This is a genomic window from Croceibacter sp., from assembly GCF_002716225.1.
GTDB lineage: Bacteria > Bacteroidota > Bacteroidia > Flavobacteriales > Flavobacteriaceae > Croceibacter > Croceibacter atlanticus.
The window spans coordinates 93,287-111,698 of sequence record NZ_PAZX01000001.1 but is presented as its reverse complement, the minus strand read 5'-3'; the positions used below and the strand labels follow the sequence as shown (position 1 = coordinate 111,698).

Genomic DNA, 18,412 nt, shown 5'->3' with positions numbered 1-18,412 from the left:
ACNTAAAAATAATAAAAATAGAAAGAGTAAAACTTGCTTCATAAAGCTATAGATATAATGGGTAATTCGGGTAAATATATAGATTGATCATAATATTAACTAAAGTTACCAATAATTTTAACGTAATACACTGATAAAGGTTAGTATAACTGAATGTAAAAAAAGAACCACATTACAGATTTGCTTATTTTAATCCGTAATTTTGCAAAAAAAATAACTATGTCGTTTTCAATTGATATACAATCAACCTCAAATCCATCAATACTTAAGTTNGAAACTAATAAGTTTTTATCAAGACATGATAGTTTTGAATTTCATAATATAGATGAAGCGAAGCCTTCTCCGCTTGCCCAAAAACTATTTTATTTACCGTTTGTAAAAACGGTATATATAGCTCAAAATTTTATAGCAATACAGAAATATGATATTGCCGAATGGAGTGATGTGCAAGATGAAGTGAAATCTCAAATANTAGAGTACCTTAACAGTGGCGAAGATGTTATTACAGATAAAACACCTCAGAAAAAAAGTGTTCCAGTAACNATTTATGCGGAAAGCACTCCTAACCCATCTGTTTTAAAATTTGTTGCAAACAAAAAATTGGTGGTTCAATCTGAAGAGTTTAAAAGTATAGATGATACCGCTAATGCTCCGTTAGCACAAGCTCTTTTTAACTTCCCATTTGTAAAAGAAATATTTATTGATGAAAATTATGTTTCTATACAAAAGTATGATATGGCAGAATGGGGCGATATTACAACAGAGCTTAGAGATTTTATCTCGCAACATATAATGTCTGGAAAGCCAGTTGTTACAGAGCATAGAGCAAACAAATTAGCTCCACAAACAAATGGTGGAGCAACAGAAAAACCTCAACTGGATTTATCTCATTTAGATGATACCTCTAAAGCTATTGTCGAAATTTTAGATGAATACATAAAACCTGCAGTAGCAAGTGACGGTGGAAACATTATGTTTGACTCCTATGATGAAGAAACAAAATCTGTAAAAGTGATTTTACAGGGTGCTTGTTCTGGTTGCCCTTCTTCTACAATGACATTAAAAAACGGAATCGAAACTATGCTTAGAGATATGCTTAATGGTAAAGTAGAGCATGTTGTTGCAATTAATGGATAACTAATAATATAGATAGTAACAAAAAAAAGCCTCTTGAAATTTCAAGAGGCTTTTTTTTGGGGGTTCTTATTTAAGNTTATAATGTACGCCTAGCATCATTATAAAACTCTTGAAATAANTGTAATAGATTCATAGTAGACACTATAAGGTCTTTAGTTTCTAAAAGAATACCAAAGTACAGTTTTGTATTCTTAGGACTTGTCTCTGAAGTACGTATGCGAGTAATTTGTTTCTGTATTAAATCTGAAACATGGTTTAACAACTCTTGTTTGTCATCTATAATAACATTTATACGTTCAAAAGAGTGAGAGTCAAATGTATTTGTAATATCATCAAAAAGAACCTGCATCTTCTTATCAATACCCTTAAGTTCTCTTATCTGATTAAACTTAAGATTCTTATGATTATTATTTACGTGATTGTAACTATTGTTAGTAATGGTTTTAGTTGAATGAACCATATCATGTAAATGGTCTGCAATATGAATATAGAATTGACTTGCTCCTATATTATTATCATCTAAAGATTTTATAAAGTAAAATATATTGCCTTTTAGCTCATCTACCTCTTTTACTAATTTACCAACTCTCTTGTTTTCTTTTTTAAGTTTACTAAGGTCATGATATCCTAANTTNGTTACAACGCCTGAGTAACTTTTATTAATACCACTTAAAACACTAGAAATATTATTTGAAGTATCATTAGTNATTTCATTAATAGTAATGATATCACTTAAATTATAATGCTTAACAGCCTTTTCTTCTCTTACTTTTTTCTTGTGAGCCATTGCACTTCTTACTATAAGAGCTACTGCCANAATAATTAATAAGACTAATGCTACTAAACCTCCAAAATAAAGTATGCTNGAAAAAACAGCTGCTGCAATAAATGCAACAATAGCAGTTACAAACCAACCGCCAACAACATTTACAACACCTGCAACCCTATACACAGCGCTTTCTCTATCCCAAGCTCTATCTGCCAAAGATGTACCCATTGCTACCATAAAGGTTACGTAGGTTGTAGATAGTGGTAATTTTAAATTTGTTCCTATAGAAATTAGAATACTTGCAACTACTAGATTTATAGAAGCTCTCACCATATCAAAAGCTGGTGCTTCTAACTTTTTAGATTTAGGTATTTCTACTTTTTCAAATTTAGAATCTATAGTTTCCTGTACTTTTTTAGGAATTACTGTTTCTAAAGCTGCTCCTAACAATACAGAATATCTTACAATAGTTCTTGACAAAAAGTTAGGTGAAAACTTCTCGACACCTTCACCTTGTCTAGATAAATTTACTCCAGTATCCACAACAGAACGTGCTTTACTAGAAAACCACAAGGTAATAACCATGATTGCTCCTGCAAGTATCAAAAGAAATTCTGGAGTTTCAACAGAACCTGCTAAACCAGACATTATAAGTTCATTAGCTGGAACACCAGAACTAATATAAATATCATAAGATTGCCANGCTGCAATTGGCACACCAATAAAGTTTACAAGATCATTACCTGCAAAAGCCAATGCNAAAGCGAAAGTACCTACAACAATAATAGCCTTAAGAATATCTATCTTAAATACTTTCATTAATACTTGTGAAATTAAGGCCCAAATAACAAAACTAATCCCGATTATGATTAGCGTGTTTTCATTAATGTAAGCCTTAATATCATCAGAAATAAAGCTAATTGTCTTCATTCCTTTAATAAGAATAAAGTATGTAATAGCAGTCATAGAAACTCCACCAAATAAAGCTCCGAAAAGCTTTATCTTCTTTTCATATTTAAATGTAAATACAACTCTGGACAAATATTGCACAAGCGCACCTATTGAGAAAGCAATGACGACAGAGAGCAATATTCCTACAATTATTTCTGTAGCTTTNTCTGTATTTATGTATTGGTATATCAGTGCAAAACTATCATCTGACTGGTATATTTTTATAAAACCCATTGCCACAGCAGCTCCTAACAATTCAAAAACAATAGAAACTGTAGTAGATGTTGGCAATCCNAAGGAGTTAAAAAAGTCTAAGAGGAGCACATCTGTGAGCATGACGGCCGTAAATATGACCATGATCTCATCAAAATAAAACATGCNAGGCAAGAAAATCCCTTTTCTAGCAACTTCCATTAAACCACTAGAAAATATGGCACCAACTGCCACACCTATACTAGCAACAATCATGATAGTACGCATTGAAATTGCCTTAGAGCCAATTGCAGAGTTTAGAAAGTTAACAGCATCATTACTAACACCTACTACTAAATCTGTGATAGCNAAGGCAAATAATGCCACAAGCATGATAATATAAATATTGTCCATAGTGTATATTCAATAATTCGGCAAAAGTCATACATTTTTATAACTTTTAACAGCTTACTAAGTTAATAAAACATTAAGCAGAAACACATTTCTTCTAAGCATATGATTTTTTGTATCTTACCTATGAAACCAATATAAATCTTAAACACAAAAATTATGTCTGTTTTAAAAGTTATTGAAGTCTTAGCAAATTCTGATAAAAGCTGGGAAGACGCTGCTAGAAAAGCAGTTAAGCACGCAGGGAAGTCTGTAAAAAACATAAGATCTGTCTATATTAACGAGCAAAATGCAGTTGTTAAAGGCGATGAAATTACAGAGTTTAGAGTAAATGCAAAAATTACCTTCGAGGTAGATTAACAAATANTAAACANTTAAACTAACGTTCCTAACTATCCTTAGGGGCGTTTTTTTGTTCAACAAACCTAAGTTGCTTTTCAATTTACAGCATTATGTCTTCAAAAATTAATACAAATAATTTACTCTCTAAGGAAACTAGCCCTTATTTACTGCAACACGCTAATAATCCTGTAAACTGGGTAGGTTGGTCTTCNAAAGTTTTAAATAAAGCAAAGGAAGACAACAAACTTATTTTAATAAGTATTGGCTATGCTGCTTGCCATTGGTGCCATGTTATGGAACACGAAAGTTTTGAAGATATATCTGTTGCAGAAGTAATGAATGCTAATTTCATAAACATTAAGGTAGATAGAGAAGAACGTCCTGATGTGGATCAAGTTTACATGAAGGCACTCCAACTAATGACAGGACAAGGTGGTTGGCCACTAAATATTGTAGCCTTGCCAGATGGCAGACCAATTTGGGGTGCAACATATTTGCCAAAAAAACAATGGAAAGGAAGTTTACATCAANTAGCAGATNTATATAGGAGCAACCCAGAACATATGNTTACATATGCAGAAAAGCTATCTAAAGGTATGGCACAGGTTTCTTTAGTTACTAAAAGTGACTCAAANACAGATATANCNAAAGCNTTTTTAAAAGACTCCCTNAAAACTTGGTCTAACCAGTTTGATTATACCTATGGNGGNACACAACGNTCTCCAAAGTTTATGATGCCNAACAATTACNAATTTTTACTTAGGTATGCTCATCAAACTAAAGACAAATCTTTGTTNGATTATGTAATACTTACATTAAACAAGATATCTTATGGTGGTGTGTATGATCATATTGGTGGTGGTTTTTCAAGATACGCTGTAGANTCTAAATGGCACGTGCCACATTTTGAAAAAATGCTTTATGACAATGCGCAGCTGGTTAGTTTATATTCAAAAGCTTATACGCTCACAAAAGATCCTTGGTATAAAATTGTTGTAACAAACACCCTTAATTTTATTGAAACAGAACTAACAAGAGACAACGGTTCGTTTTACTCTTCTCTAGATGCGGATAGTCTTAATACTGAAGGCANGTTAGAGGAAGGCGCTTTTTATGTTTGGACTAAAGCTGAATTAAAATNGTTATTAAATGAAGATTATCCGTTGTTTGAAGCCTATTATAACATTAATGAATATGGACATTGGGAACACAATAATTATGTACTAATAAGAACCAAATCTAATAGCGAGATAGCTAATGATTTTTCTATTCCATTATCTACTCTAGATNAAAAATTAANTTCCTGGAAAGCTCTTTTAAACAATAACCGTCAAAAAAGAGCACAACCACGTTTAGACGACAAATCTTTAACATCCTGGAATGCTTTGATGATAAATGGCTACATAGATGCTTATAAAGCATTTCAAATAAATGATTATTTAGAAATAGCCCTTAAAGCTTCAAATTTTATACTGGATAAAATGCTTCAGAAAGATGGTAGCTTAACTCATAGCTATAATAAAAATGAAGCCAAGATAAATGGCTATCTCGAAGATTATGCATTTACAATTGAGGCTTTTATATCTTTATTTGAAGTTACTTTTAATAGTAAGTGGCTTNNAAAAGCTGAAGAATTAACTACATATGCTCTNAAACACTTTTATGATGAGGAACAGCATATATTTTACTTCAATTCTAATTTAGATGACGCACTAGTAACAAGACCTATAGAGCAGCAAGACAATGTTATTCCGGCATCTAACTCTACAATGGCTAAAAACCTTTTTAAACTATCNCATTTATTAGGCATAAAATCTTACAAAGAAATAGCAGAACAACAANTAAAAACAGTATTACAAGATGCTAAGACTTATGCNAGNGGCTATTCTAATTGGTTAGACGTCATNATGAATTTTAGCTTCCCTTACCATGAGATTGTCATTACGGGNAAAAATGCAAGCAACTNCGTTAAAGACTTAAATTTAAATTATATCCCAAACAGTATAACAGCAGCTACAGAAAAGGAAAATAATGATCTTTTNATATTTAAAAATAGATATGNAGATGAGCAAACACTAATATACGTTTGTAAAGACAACACATGTAATGTACCTACAGATAAAGTTTCTAGTGCTGTAANGCAATGTCTTGAGTAGGGTTTTAAATAAACCTTAACGCTAGTTATATGGTTATACGCTGTAAAAATTAGTCCTTTGCAAAAAAATTAGTACATACCTATGGATTTAGAAAANATTAAAAACTACGATGAAATTATATCAAAATATTTTGATAAGGTTTTAGGCTACTTACCAAATATCTTATTGGCAATTGTAATTTTTATAGTTGGTTGGTGGATTATAAAAATNACTACCGGATGGTTAAGAAAATTCTTCTTGAAAAAAGATTANGATCCTACNTTNGAGAACTTTTTATTAAGCTTAACCAATTGGGCGCTTAAAGTCTTATTATTTGTAACTGTTGTTTCTCAACTTGGAGTACAAACCTCTTCTTTTGTAGCTATTATTGGTGCTGCAGGTTTAGCTATAGGTTTGGCATTACAAGGTTCTTTAGCAAATTTTGCTGGTGGTGTTCTTATTTTACTATTAAAACCTTTTAAAGTTGGCGATTTTATTAANGGCCAAGGTATAGAAGGTACNGTAAAAGAGATTTCTATCTTTAATACAAAATTGCTTACGTTCGGAAATCAATTAGCTATTATTCCTAATGGAAAACTTTCAAACGACAACATTATAAATTATACAGAAGAGGGAAAACGTAGAGAAAACCTTGTTTTTGGTATTTCTTATGATGATGATGTAAAGCTTGCAAAAGACATTTTACTNAAACTTACGTTAGAGCAAGAAACTGTAATGGCAGAACCTGCACCAATGATTGTCCTTGCAGAATTAGCAGATAGCTCTGTAAATTTATCTTTAAGATATTGGGCTTTAAATGATGATTTCTGGGCGTTAAGATGGCATATCTTAGAAGAAGGAAAAGCTCGATTAGAAGCAGCAGGCATATCTATTCCTTATCCACAAAGAGACGTACACATGTATGCGGAAGACGTAAAAAGCTAGTTTGCTTTTTTCTTTCCAGCTACAAAATCCTTTAAATAAAAAGGCTCAAAATAAGCGACATCCTCAAAGGTGTCGCTTTTATATTTTGCTTCAGCCAATGGTACCATTTCTCTTGCAGAAGGCAATTTATTTACAAATACAGCATTAGGATGTTTACAAACCTCTTTAAATTTAGGAGCACCATTACCTACAAATGTTACTTTNCCAAGATTTAGNTCTTCAACAAAAGAAGCCTCATCTAGTATCTGAGCNTCAATTTCTCGCTGTAATTTAAAATCTGAGTTATATATTGAACTAAAAACCTCCATTCTCCTAGCATCAAGCATTGGTACAATGAGGCCGTCACTATTTATTTGATGCGCTAAAGAATTTAAAGTACCAATTGANATTAGGGGTTTGTCTAAAGAAAAACATAATCCTTTAGTTGTACTTACACCTATTCTTAATCCAGTATAAGAACCTGGTCCTTTACTTATAGCAATAGCATCTAGCTCTGAAAGTTTCTTTTTATTTTCCTCAAGAATTTCCATTATAAACACATGCAATCGTTCTGCATGAGAGTATTGATCATTATAATCTTCCTTTAAGGAAACAAGAACACCATCTTTTCCTAAAGCTACAGAACAGTTTGTTGTAGAGGTTTCTATACTAAGAATTAATGCCACAATTACTCGTCTTTTTCTTGATTAGGAGATTGGCGCTCTATAGCCTCACCATTATCTAAATTTTTAGTAACAGTTGTGTATGGACCAACTATAACTTCTTCTCCAGCAGATAGGCCAGATAAAATTTCAATATTTGTGTCGTCTTGAATACCTGTTTTTACAACTCTAAGTTTTGCTTTACCATCTTTAGCTATAAACACACACTCAAAACGTTGCTCTTCAGAAGACTTAATCTCCATTTTTTCTTTTCTGCTCTTTTTGCCTGAAGAGGTATCTGTCTTAATAACAATAGCACTAATTGGNACACCAATAATATCTTCTCGTTTTTTTGTTATAATATCAACCGTAGCTGTCATACCAGGTCTAAACGGTGAAAATCCTTCTGGCTTATCTTCNATNAAATCTTTATAAGACTCTTCTAAAATGCGCACTTTAACCTTAAAGTTAGTTACCTGATCTGCAGTTAATGCNTTATCTGCAGAGTTTGCAATCTCTGTAACAATACCTTTAAATTCTTTTTTNAGGTATGCATCTACCTCAACAATNGTTGAGTCTCCTACATTAACTTTTACAATATCATTTTCATTTACATCTACCTCAACCTCCATATTTGCAAGGTTTGCTACACGCATAATTTCTGTACCAGCCATTTGTTGTGTACCAACCACACGCTCACCCAACTCGACACTTAGTTTTGAGATTGTACCACTTCTTGGTGCATAAATTGTAGTTCTGTTTAAGTTGTCTCTAGCTTGAGAAACATTTGCAGAGGCACTTTGTACAGAATAATATGCAGATTGTTTTGCTGCTTGAGCACCTTCATATGTAGATACTACACGATCCCATTCTGCTTTAGAGATTATGCCTTTGTCGAACAAAGTCTTGTTTCTGTTATAATTTGACTCTGCTTCTTTTAAACTTGCATTTGCTTGCTCTAAGCCAGCTCTTGTATTAGATAAAGCTGCTTGAGATTGATTTAATGCAGATTGAATTAANTCTGGATTTATTTTAACCAACAAATCTCCTTTTTCAACAGATTGCCCTTCTTTTACTGGTAGTTCGATAATTTCTCCAGAAACTTCAGAAGAAAGATTAACTTCTACNTCTGGTTGTATTTTTCCAGTAGCAGAAACTGTTTCAGTAATGTTTATAGTTTCAATAGTTGCTACTTCNACAGTCTCAAAATCGCCTTTCTTACCAAACCAGCCAGATTTTGAACCTACTACTAGGATTGCCATTAGTGCTAAACCACCTAATAATAAGTAGAGTGTCTTTTTTTTCATAATNCTAGAATTTTAATTCTGAAGCAGGTACCCCAAAGTAGAGTTCCAAGACTTTAAGTTTAAAAATATAATCGTACTTAGTACGTTTTGCTTCAATCTCTGCGTTTTGCAAACGTATTTTACTTTGGCTAAAATCGAAAGCATTTGTTAGGCCAACATCAAAACGCTCTTGCGCNTATGTATTGGCTTGTGATTGACTTTCTAATGCTACCAAGGCAGCTTCATATGCTTCTTTAGCTCCTTCTGCATCTACATAGGCTTGATACACGTTAGACTCTAANTCTAGTTTTGCTTGCTCTAAGTTATATTCTGCTCTAAGTACATTTATCTTACTTCTCTTAACAGAGTTTTTTGTAGCAAAACCATTTAATATAGGTAAGCTTAATTGCAACCCATAACCTAAACCATCATTTTCATAAAGTTGAGTTCTAAAGTCTCGGTTAAAGAAATCATTATCTGCCCAACGCGTGTTATATTGAAAGAATGCACTTAGTGTAGGAAGATATGCTCCTTTTGCAATCTCTACATCTTTCTCTGCTATAGCTTTATTTTGCTCTGCAAGCTTAACCTCATTACGCTCTTCTTCTGCTTGTGCTATGATAACTGAAACTGGCTTACTTAATAAACCATCATCTATAATATTATAGTCATCATCTGCAATTTGAAAATTATCGTAATCTTTAATTAAAAGTGTTTGTGCTAAGCTTACTAATGCAATTCTTACATTATTCTTAGCAACTATTAAGCGTTGTTTCTCATCTGCATTTGTAGCTCTAATTTCTAAGAGGTCTCCTGCTGGTAAAGATCCAGCATCAACCAATTCTTGTGTACGCTCCAACTGCTGAATGGTAATTTCATTTTGAGAGCTAAGCACATTTACAGTTTCTTTATTAAACAATACTTGCAAGTAAGCATTAGCTACGAATAATGAAATATCATCCTTCATTTTGTCTAATGAATATTGACTAGCAAGTCTGTTAAGCTTAGATCGTTGTAGCTGTCTAAAATTTCTTAACCCATCGAACAATGTTAATCCTGCGTTTATGCCACCTGTAGCAGATGTAAATGAGGTATTTTCAAATGTGTTAGTAACTGGGTTAATACTTGAACCTGTATTTTTAGATAGTGAAGCACTTGTATTAATTGATGGTAAAAAATTACCTATCGCATCGCTCTTATCTATTTCTGCAGCCTCTAAGTTTAATTCACTTTGTTTAATGGATATGTTGTTTTCCAGAGCGTAATTAATACATTCTGCCAATGTCCATGTTTTATCTTGTGCTTGTCCAGAAACGGCAAACAAAACGATACATACTATACTAAAGAATCCTTTCATAATGGTNATCTTAATTAATAAGTCTATGTTTTAATAAATAGTTACAGATTGAATAAAAAAATTATCCTCTTCCGTTAAAACCCTGTACTGGCTTCACTTGGTTCCAAACTTTAATCTTGTCGTCTTTTGATAATCCTTCTAANACTTCAACATTTATACCGTCGGATATTCCTAATTTTACATCTCTACGCTCAAAAGACTGTTCTCCAGTTTCAATTTCTACAAACGGTAACTGTGTCTTAGGGTCATATTGAACTAGGGCTTCTTTTATAGCAAGGACGTTTTCTGCTTTTGCCAAAATAATTGAGGCATTGGCACTTAATCCTGCACGTATAAATGTTGAATCTTGCTTTTGTAGCGTTCCTTTTATCTCAAATTGAATAGCACCATTTTCACTTACACCTTTAGGAGCTATGTAGTCTAAAACTGCATCGAAGGTTTTATTTTCAATAGCACCAACTGTTATTTCTAACGGTAAGCCTTCAGATACTTTTCCAACTTCGCTTTCATCTACCTTTCCTTCAAAAATCATATTATTAACATTTGCCAATGTTGCAATTGTTGTCCCATCATTAAAGTTGTTACTCTCAATAACCTGATTTCCTGTTTTAACAGGCACATCTAATACCATTCCTGCAACGGTAGCTCTAATTTCTGTATTTGCGGAAACACCTAATCCTCTTGCAGAACCTGTTTTAACTATCTGATAAGTTTGGTTGGCAGCATCATAAGTTTGCTTAGCCTGAAGGTAACTTGTGTTTGCCTGGTCAAATTCATTTGCAGAAATTACACCTTTATCAAACAACGCTTTTTGACGGTCGTAGATTTTTTTCTGATTGTCTAATGCTATTTTAGCTGTAGAAATTTGATTTTTACTACTTGCTAAATTATTTACATTAGGCACAATTTTAAGCTTAGCAATAAGATCTCCTTGCTTAACAATATCTCCAGCTTCAATAGCTACTTCATCTATAATTCCAGAAATATTAGGCTTTATTAATATTTCTTCTTTTGGCACAATGCTACCCGTAGCCACTGTTTGCTTAACTATAGTTTCTGTAGTTGGCGTTTCTGTTGTATAAATAATAGGGTCCTCTTGATTTTTGCTATAGAGGTAATACAAAGAAATGCTGAAACCTAATGCAATAACTATTAGGATGATAATGGTTACAGATTTTTTCATTGGAGTTGATTGATTATTAATTGTTAGTTTTATTCTGTACGCAATGCGTCTACTGGTTTAATTTTAATGGCGTTTTGAGCTGGTATGAGTCCTGCTAATAATCCAGAAACTACAAGTATGGTTAATGCTATTAATACTACTGTTAGGTTTACAGACGGATTTGCAAACATGTCTACAGGTCCATTTGCCTCCAACATCTGGTTAGCACCATAAATTACTAATGTTGCAAAAGCAATTCCCAACATTCCAGAAATTATAGTTAGCACAATAGACTCCATAAGTATTTGACCTCTTATATTCCAAGGTGTAGCCCCCAAAGCTCTTCTTACACCAATCTCTTTTGTGCGTTCTTTTACTACAATTAGCATAATGTTACTTATACCTATAATACCTGATAACAATACTAGTATTCCCACAAAATAAGCGACAAAACGCAAGGCTATAAACAACCCATTAACTTTACTAAACTGCTCATAAAGGTCAAAGTTTCCTATAGCTCTGTCATCTTCTGGATGTATAGTATGTCGTTCTTTTAAAAGCTCGAATATTTGAGGTTTTATTTCTGTGATAGATGAGCCATCTTCTGCTGTTATGGCCATCCAACCTACATTGTTTCCTCTATTAAAAGCTTGAGAAAACGTAGTAAACGGCACATAAATTTGTTTCTGTTCTTCTTCTGCATCACCATTTCCACCTTTCTTTTTGTAGGTACCTATAACCATAAAGTTTACACCATTAATCTTTATGTATGTTCCTAATGGATCTTCCGCAAACCCATACATTGCTGTTTTTACGCCTTCGCCAATTATAGCTACTTTACGCTTTTCCTCTATATCTCCATAGTTTATAAAACGACCACTGGTAATATCCATTGGCTCCTGTTGAATGATTTCTGGATAATCTCCATACACATTAAAGGCTCCTGTTTTTAATCCTCTTACCACATTGTTTGTACTCCCAAAACCTCCTAATTGATTTCTAGGAGAAATAAATCTTAGGTTAGGTACATTATCTCTAATTGCTTGAACATCGTCTGTTTTATAATTAAACTGTCTGCCTTTAGGTAAGCCTTTATAAGGTTTGCTAATACCTTGGGTCCACATAAACATGGTGTTAGTAGCAATGCCTCCAAAATCTGACTTTACTCCATTTTCCAGACCTTTACCTGCCGCCAGCAATACAACCAATATGAAAATACCCCAAAGTACTCCAAAGGCTGTAAGTATGGTTCTAAACCAATTACTGCTTAAGGCTTCTATGATTTCATCCCAACGGTCTTTGCTAAACATATTATTCGTCTCTTAAGGCTTCAATAGGTTTAATACTAGCTGCTCTCCACGCAGGAAAAAAGCCTGCAATTGCTCCTGCAATTATTAAAATAAATACGGTTGTAATTGCCACATTAAAATTTACAGAAGGATTTAAAATATAATCCATCTCGATGTTTGGCCCTATAATTTCTAAAAGTGCCATACTAAACACCAAGCCTGTAAAACCGGCAATTGCGGTTACAAAAATTGATTCATGAAGAATCATTCCTATAATAGACCACGGTTGTGCGCCAAGTGCTTTTCTTACACCTATCTCTCTAGTGCGCTCTTTTACAATTATGAGCATGATATTACTTACACCAACAACTCCTGCAATAATGGTACATATGCCCACACCCCAAAAGAAGGTGCGTATCATCCAAATTAAATCGTAAAAGCGTTTTGTTTGCTCTAATGTATTGTTCACATTTATGGCACTCATATCATTTGGAGCAATGGTATGTACTTGTTTTAAGTAGTCTTGAATTTCTGCTGAAAATTGTTCACTTTCAATTAACGCTTCCTCAAAATTTTCTTTTGGCTGAAGCGTAAATGCCATGTTTCTTATAATGTTACCTCCATTAAAAACTTTTTGAGAAGTCGTAATTGGTAAAAAGATACGAGCTTCTTCACGTTCTCCGCCAGGATCTGTATACACACCTACAACTTTAAAGTTTACACCAGAAACTTGTAATTGTTTTCCAATTGCATCATCTTCTTTAAAAAGATCGCGTTTAACTTTATGACCTAGCACCACAACTTTTTCGTTATGATCTATATCATTTTGGTTAAGATATCTTCCTGCTGTTAAAGTTTCATTTTCTAAGAATTGGTAATCTGGATGTACACCTTCAACGCGGTAACTACCACTTTCTTTACCATAGGTTGCGAGACCATTCCAAATTCTATAAAGTGATGATTTGTTTTCAATTTTATCTGAATACTTCTTTGTGATGAATTCAAAATCTTTATTCTTCATCTGTATGAAGCGACCAGGATTTAATCCTTTATGCTCCACAGTAGTAACTCCAGACCAAACACTTATTCTATTAGAAGCATCATTTTGAAACTCTTTAGAAATTCCATTTTCCATGCCTTGGCCAAAACCTAGAAGAATAACTAAGATGAAAATACCAGACGCTACAGATACTCCTGTTAAAAACGTACGGAGTTTATTTTTTGCTATTGTTTGAAATATTTCTTGCCAACGTTCAATATTAAACATGCTGAATAGCTTTTACTTGGTTTACCTTACTATCATCTATAATAAGGCCATCTTTTAAGTTTACTATTCGTTTAGTCATGTGAGCAATATCATCTTCATGCGTAACAACAAGAATTGTTTTTCCCTCGTCATTAATACCTTGAATAAGATCCATGACTTCGTAAGATGTTTTAGTATCTAAAGCTCCTGTAGGCTCATCTGCCAACAACACTTTAGGATCACTTGCTAGTGCTCTAGCAATGGCAACACGTTGTTTTTGACCACCAGATAATTGATTTGGCAAGTGTGTAGCCCAATCTGCTAGCCCCACTTTTTCAAGGTAAGCCATAGATCTATCTATACGCTCATTACGCTTCATACCTTGATAGTACAATGGCATTGCTACATTATCAAGTGCTGTCTTGTATCCAATTAGATTAAAGGATTGAAATATGAACCCTAAAAATTTATTACGGTATTTAGCTGCTATCTTCTCGTTTAAGTTCTTAATAGGAACATTGTCTAGCATATAAGAGCCCTCATCTGCTTCATCTAGCATTCCTAAGATATTAAGTAATGTAGATTTTCCTGAACCAGAAGATCCCATTATAGATACAAGCTCTCCTTCTTTTACAGAAAAGTTAATTCCTTTAAGAACATGCAAAGAGTTTGCTCCAGTTTTGTAGGACTTGTGAAGGTTAGTAATTTCAATCATAATGCAGCTAGTCAGTTTATAAATAAGACTAATTGCTTTAGGAATTGTTACAGCGAAAGTGTTATAGAAATGTTAAAATGAATTAAGCTTTATTTCGCTTTTTATATTTATAAATAGCAAAAGCTATACCGCCTACAAGTAGATATGGAAAAATCATTAAGTAAACAATACCATTATTTATACCTTTTGCCATACCACCATCACCTTCGCTTTCTAATACAGCACGGCACATAGCACACTGAGCATCTGCCACTATTGGTAGTAACAGACAAAAAGCAATAACGGCTAAAAGTTTATAATTATAGGATTTCATTTTTGAAATGTTTAATAATAAGGCAACATAAATATATATACAAGAACACCAGTTACAGAAACATAAAACCAAATTGGAAAGGTCCAGCGTGCAACTTTTTTATGCTTAATATATTGTTTATTTAAACCTCTATACATTGTAAATAACACTAAAGGCACAATAATACCCGATAATACAATATGAGAAATTAGGATAAAGAAATATATTGGTCTTAAAATTCCTTCTCCACCATAAGGCACAGGATCGTTACTTATTTTAGAAATTACATAACTTACCAAAAATACACAAGACAGAGCAAATGCTGTAATCATGACATTACGATGCCATTTCATATCTCCTATTTTTATTAAGAAATATCCAGCTAGTAATAATAATGCCGTACAAGCATTTATAACTGCGTGAAAAAACGGAAATGTTCCTACTTCTAAACCTAAAAGATTGTAACGCACATTTAAATTCATAAGTAATAACACAACTAATGGTACTACCAATGAAAGTGCTACTATAACAGGAATAACTATTTTGTCTGTTTTAGTTCTTGTTGCCATGGTCTAATAAAATTTTTATGTCTTCAATTAAAATATCAATCTGTGGTTCTTCATCTGCTTGAGTTGGGTCTATTCCTTGTGGCACCGAACCTCTGTAAAATATAATAACGTTTCCAAACTCATCTTTACGAGATCTTAAATACCCTTCTTGATCTACCAATGCAAAATAACCACTATGCTCAAATCCTCCAGGAACTTCTGGGTTTTCTTCTGCATAGATTGTAAACCCTGTTCTTGCCAAATCATAAATAGCATCTCTATCTCCAGTCATTAAATTCCAATTTGGATTGGTTATACCATATTGTTTTTCATAAGCTTTTAAAACCTCTGGCGTATCTTTTCTTGGATCTATACTAAAGGAAGCAATACCAAAATTTTCATCTTCAATTTCTTGATCTACCGCCACAAGGTTACTGTTCATAATTGGGCAAATAGTAGGACAAGAAGTAAAGAAAAACTCTGCAACATATACTTTTCCAATATAATCTTGATTAGTAATTGAATCACCGTCTTGATTTATAAATTTGAAAGGCGGTACTTTTCTCTTCTCACCATCTCTAGTTACAAAAGCGAGATCACTATTTTTAACAGACTCTGTTCTGTTCTCTTTTACAACTGTTCCTTCTGAAAGTGTCTCAATTATTTTAGGAATTACTATTATACCAAAAATTAGTATAATGATCCCTAAACCTATATAACTGTATTTTCTCTTCATAACAAGTCTTACTTTCTATCTGAATTATATTTCTTAAGAGCTCTTCTATATTCTGCTAATATAACTTTTACGTCTGCTACCATCTTATTACTTATTTCAGCTATATCTGAAGAATTATAACCATACATTAAACCATTATCCTCATCGTTTTCACGACCTCTTAAAATTTGTTCTTTGTCTATTATAAATACATATGGTGTTGAGTAATTAGGCGATAATGACATATCTGTTTTTAAACTATTAAAAACGTTACTTATCGCATCTTTACCACCTACCGCAAAAATCCACTTTTCTGTAGAGGTATAGGCTTCAATTTTATTACGTAATTCGATAGCTTGATCCTTTCCTTCCTCAGAAATTAATATGACAAATTGAAAGTCATCAAATTTATAATTACGCTTGTATATTTTTTCATTAAGGTTTAAGGCATTTCCCTTCTTTGATTCTGGTGTATCTCCAAAAAAGCCAAGAATGGTTATCTTATTATCTAAGGAAACCTTATTGCCTTCCAGATCTTCAAACTCTTCTAAATTTGAAACATCTTTAGTAAGCTGCGGCAACAAATTAAACAACCCCTCACCAGATGCTGAAAGTAGATAGATTACCAAGGGCAATACAAACAATGCTATAAGTACAGCATATTTTACTGGGCTATTCCTGTTGTCTTTAATAGTTTCCAATTGCATATTTTAGTTTGCACAAAAATACAATACAGAGGTCACATTATTTTAATCAAATAGAGATAAAAGCTAAAGACATTTGTTAAAAAAGAAATGCCCAACATTCCTGTTGGGCATTTAGTATATTATAATTTAGGATTTAACATTAGAAATCCCAAGCTTGATGTCCTGTTCTGTATACTTCATAAATATAATCTCCTTCAACAAGAAGAATTGTAACTAGGTAACATACAAGAAATATAGCTGTCCAAACTACAGATCTTCTAAGACCTTTAGTTTCTCCTTCCATGTGCATGAATGCCCAAGTAATGTAATATGCTTTATAAATTGTGAGGATGATAAATATCCAGTTTAACAATTTCATTTTAATAAACGTATTCTCTATTAAAAATGCTGGTTTTATAATACCAAGGATAACCTCAACTATAGTTACTATAGAAAGTAATGCAAATACAAACCAAATGCGTTTAATTGGATCCTTACCGTGTGCTGTATCGTGTGCCATTGTGTTTAATATTTTGTGTTATACTAAGTAGAAGAATGTGAATACAAATACCCAAACTAAATCTACAAAGTGCCAATATAATCCTACTTTCTCAACCATTTCATAGCTACCTCTTCTTTCATAAGTACCAATGATTACATTAAAGAAAATAATGATGTTTATGATTACACCAGAAAATACGTGAAACCCGTGAAATCCTGTAATGAAGAAAAAGAAATCTGCAAATAATGGCGTACCATATTCGTTATGTTTAAGGTTAGCACCTTCTACTATGTTTCTTCCTTCGGCTTTTAACTTTGCCAAAGACTCTTCTCTAGAAAGAATTGTCTTTTGACCATTTTCATCTAAGATCTGTGTGCGCACCAAAATTTCTGGTTTAGCTTCAAAACCTTTAATGATTTCGTTCATTGAGTAAGTAGGCAATTCTTTTTCACCATTATACCAAACACCATTTTTCTTTTGGTGTTGTTCTCTTTCTCCAGGAACTGCAACAGCAATGTTTTCTAAAGCAACACGATGACCTGTATTGTCTACAAACTGTAGTATTTGTCCTCCATGAGTTTCAACGGCTCCATATTCACCATTAATAAAATTTTTCCACTCCCAAGCTTGAGATCCTACGAAAATAGCACCTCCAATAATAGTTAGGAACATGTAAAGAATAACTTTCTTTTGTTTCATGTGATGACCAGCATCAACCGCTAATACCATTGTAACAGATGAGCCAATAAGAATAAAGGTCATTAATGCCACATAATACATAGGTGCATCTACACCGTGTAAAAATGGGAAGTGATTAAACACTTCATCGGCGATTGGCCAAGAATCGATAAATTTAAAACGGGAAAATCCGTATGATGCTAAGAATCCTGAGAATGTCAATGCATCAGAAACGATGAAAAACCACATCATTAGCTTGCCATAGCTTGCTTTTAGTGGTTGATTACCGCCACCCCAAGTTTTTCCTTCGGTGCCAGTACTTACTGCAGTAGCTTCCATAAACGTGAATTGGTTTAATGTTGTGCAAAAATAACTTTTTTATTGTACTCTCGAAATAGCTTGCACCGCATTTT

General features: G+C 33.1%; 18 protein-coding genes. 4 read left to right on the top strand and 14 right to left on the bottom strand.

Features of this window, described 5'->3' with window-relative positions; genetic code table 11:
- Nucleotides 1–219 precede the first annotated feature (219 nt).
- Nucleotides 220–1,137: a NifU family protein gene (locus CL818_RS00405; RefSeq protein WP_286971088.1), complete on the top strand. Its 918-nt coding sequence runs from the start codon at nt 220–222 to the stop codon at nt 1,135–1,137.
- Between the two features lie 76 nt (nt 1,138–1,213).
- On the opposite strand, the gene CL818_RS00400 is transcribed toward CL818_RS00405, so the two are convergent.
- On the bottom strand, nt 1,214–3,463 hold the full coding sequence (locus tag CL818_RS00400; protein ID WP_286971086.1) for an inorganic phosphate transporter: 2,250 nt from the start codon (nt 3,461–3,463) through the stop codon (nt 1,214–1,216).
- Nucleotides 3,464–3,619: 156 nt separating this feature from the next.
- On the opposite strand from CL818_RS00400, the gene CL818_RS00395 reads away from it, so the two are divergent.
- From CL818_RS00395 to CL818_RS00385, 3 genes are all read left to right on the top strand, one after another.
- A complete protein-coding gene (locus CL818_RS00395; protein ID WP_013185986.1) occupies nt 3,620–3,820 on the top strand; it encodes a dodecin family protein in 201 nt (66 codons plus the stop codon).
- A gap of 92 nt (nt 3,821–3,912) precedes the next feature.
- A complete protein-coding gene (locus tag CL818_RS00390; RefSeq protein ID WP_286971083.1) occupies nt 3,913–5,958 on the top strand; it encodes a thioredoxin domain-containing protein in 2,046 nt (681 codons plus the stop codon).
- A gap of 81 nt (nt 5,959–6,039) precedes the next feature.
- Entirely contained in the window at nt 6,040–6,882 is an 843-nt protein-coding gene (locus tag CL818_RS00385; RefSeq protein WP_286971081.1) for a mechanosensitive ion channel family protein, read from the top strand.
- On the opposite strand, the gene tsaB is transcribed toward CL818_RS00385, so the two are convergent.
- The 13 genes from tsaB to CL818_RS00320 all read right to left on the bottom strand — a co-directional run bounded on the left by tsaB (nt 6,879) and on the right by CL818_RS00320 (nt 18,338).
- Nucleotides 6,879–7,547, bottom strand: coding sequence for a tRNA (adenosine(37)-N6)-threonylcarbamoyltransferase complex dimerization subunit type 1 TsaB (gene tsaB, locus CL818_RS00380; protein ID WP_286971079.1), 669 nt, complete (start codon nt 7,545–7,547; stop codon nt 6,879–6,881). The two genes, CL818_RS00385 and tsaB, sit on opposite strands and share 4 nt — an antisense overlap.
- A gap of 2 nt (nt 7,548–7,549) precedes the next feature.
- A complete protein-coding gene (locus CL818_RS00375; protein WP_286971077.1) occupies nt 7,550–8,830 on the bottom strand; it encodes an efflux RND transporter periplasmic adaptor subunit in 1,281 nt (426 codons plus the stop codon).
- Between the two features lie 4 nt (nt 8,831–8,834).
- Complete coding sequence (locus CL818_RS00370; protein WP_286971075.1) at nt 8,835–10,166, bottom strand: TolC family protein; 1,332 nt, start codon at nt 10,164–10,166, stop codon at nt 8,835–8,837.
- A 61-nt stretch (nt 10,167–10,227) separates the two neighbouring features.
- The gene (locus CL818_RS00365; RefSeq protein ID WP_272973251.1) at nt 10,228–11,349 is read right to left on the bottom strand and encodes an efflux RND transporter periplasmic adaptor subunit; all 1,122 of its coding nucleotides are present in this window, start codon (nt 11,347–11,349) and stop codon (nt 10,228–10,230) included.
- Between the two features lie 29 nt (nt 11,350–11,378).
- Nucleotides 11,379–12,638, bottom strand: coding sequence for an ABC transporter permease (locus tag CL818_RS00360; protein WP_272973250.1), 1,260 nt, complete (start codon nt 12,636–12,638; stop codon nt 11,379–11,381).
- Nucleotide 12,639: 1 nt separating this feature from the next.
- The gene (locus CL818_RS00355) at nt 12,640–13,884 is read right to left on the bottom strand and encodes an ABC transporter permease (protein WP_219359947.1); all 1,245 of its coding nucleotides are present in this window, start codon (nt 13,882–13,884) and stop codon (nt 12,640–12,642) included.
- A complete protein-coding gene (locus tag CL818_RS00350; protein ID WP_013185994.1) occupies nt 13,877–14,578 on the bottom strand; it encodes an ABC transporter ATP-binding protein in 702 nt (233 codons plus the stop codon). The genes CL818_RS00355 and CL818_RS00350 overlap by 8 nt, the downstream gene beginning before the upstream one ends.
- 82 nt (nt 14,579–14,660) lie before the next feature.
- Nucleotides 14,661–14,891, bottom strand: coding sequence for a CAMCR motif-containing small membrane protein (locus CL818_RS00345; RefSeq protein ID WP_013185995.1), 231 nt, complete (start codon nt 14,889–14,891; stop codon nt 14,661–14,663).
- Between the two features lie 11 nt (nt 14,892–14,902).
- On the bottom strand, nt 14,903–15,439 hold the full coding sequence (locus CL818_RS00340; protein ID WP_013185996.1) for a DUF420 domain-containing protein: 537 nt from the start codon (nt 15,437–15,439) through the stop codon (nt 14,903–14,905).
- On the bottom strand, nt 15,423–16,154 hold the full coding sequence (locus CL818_RS00335) for an SCO family protein (protein WP_272973248.1): 732 nt from the start codon (nt 16,152–16,154) through the stop codon (nt 15,423–15,425). Before CL818_RS00335 ends, CL818_RS00340 begins: the two co-directional genes overlap by 17 nt.
- A gap of 8 nt (nt 16,155–16,162) precedes the next feature.
- Entirely contained in the window at nt 16,163–16,840 is a 678-nt protein-coding gene (locus tag CL818_RS00330; protein ID WP_272973247.1) for a hypothetical protein, read from the bottom strand.
- A gap of 139 nt (nt 16,841–16,979) precedes the next feature.
- Entirely contained in the window at nt 16,980–17,339 is a 360-nt protein-coding gene (locus tag CL818_RS00325) for a cytochrome C oxidase subunit IV family protein (RefSeq protein WP_013185999.1), read from the bottom strand.
- Between the two features lie 18 nt (nt 17,340–17,357).
- On the bottom strand, nt 17,358–18,338 hold the full coding sequence (locus tag CL818_RS00320) for a cytochrome c oxidase subunit 3 (RefSeq protein WP_013186000.1): 981 nt from the start codon (nt 18,336–18,338) through the stop codon (nt 17,358–17,360).
- Nucleotides 18,339–18,412 lie beyond the last annotated feature (74 nt).

Excerpts from the sequence above, each read along its gene's own strand:
- CL818_RS00395 (WP_013185986.1), top strand. The coding sequence starts at position 3,620 with ATGTCTGTTTTAAAAGTTATTGAAGTCTTAGCAAATTCTGATAAAAGC.
- CL818_RS00360 (WP_272973250.1), bottom strand. The coding sequence starts at position 12,638 with ATGTTTAGCAAAGACCGTTGGGATGAAATCATAGAAGCCTTAAGCAGT.
- CL818_RS00355 (WP_219359947.1), bottom strand. The coding sequence starts at position 13,884 with ATGTTTAATATTGAACGTTGGCAAGAAATATTTCAAACAATAGCAAAA.
- CL818_RS00350 (WP_013185994.1), bottom strand. The coding sequence starts at position 14,578 with ATGATTGAAATTACTAACCTTCACAAGTCCTACAAAACTGGAGCAAAC.
- CL818_RS00345 (WP_013185995.1), bottom strand. The coding sequence starts at position 14,891 with ATGAAATCCTATAATTATAAACTTTTAGCCGTTATTGCTTTTTGTCTG.
- CL818_RS00340 (WP_013185996.1), bottom strand. The coding sequence starts at position 15,439 with ATGGCAACAAGAACTAAAACAGACAAAATAGTTATTCCTGTTATAGTA.
- CL818_RS00335 (WP_272973248.1), bottom strand. The coding sequence starts at position 16,154 with ATGAAGAGAAAATACAGTTATATAGGTTTAGGGATCATTATACTAATT.
- CL818_RS00330 (WP_272973247.1), bottom strand. The coding sequence starts at position 16,840 with ATGCAATTGGAAACTATTAAAGACAACAGGAATAGCCCAGTAAAATAT.
- CL818_RS00325 (WP_013185999.1), bottom strand. The coding sequence starts at position 17,339 with ATGGCACACGATACAGCACACGGTAAGGATCCAATTAAACGCATTTGG.
- CL818_RS00320 (WP_013186000.1), bottom strand. The coding sequence starts at position 18,338 with ATGGAAGCTACTGCAGTAAGTACTGGCACCGAAGGAAAAACTTGGGGT.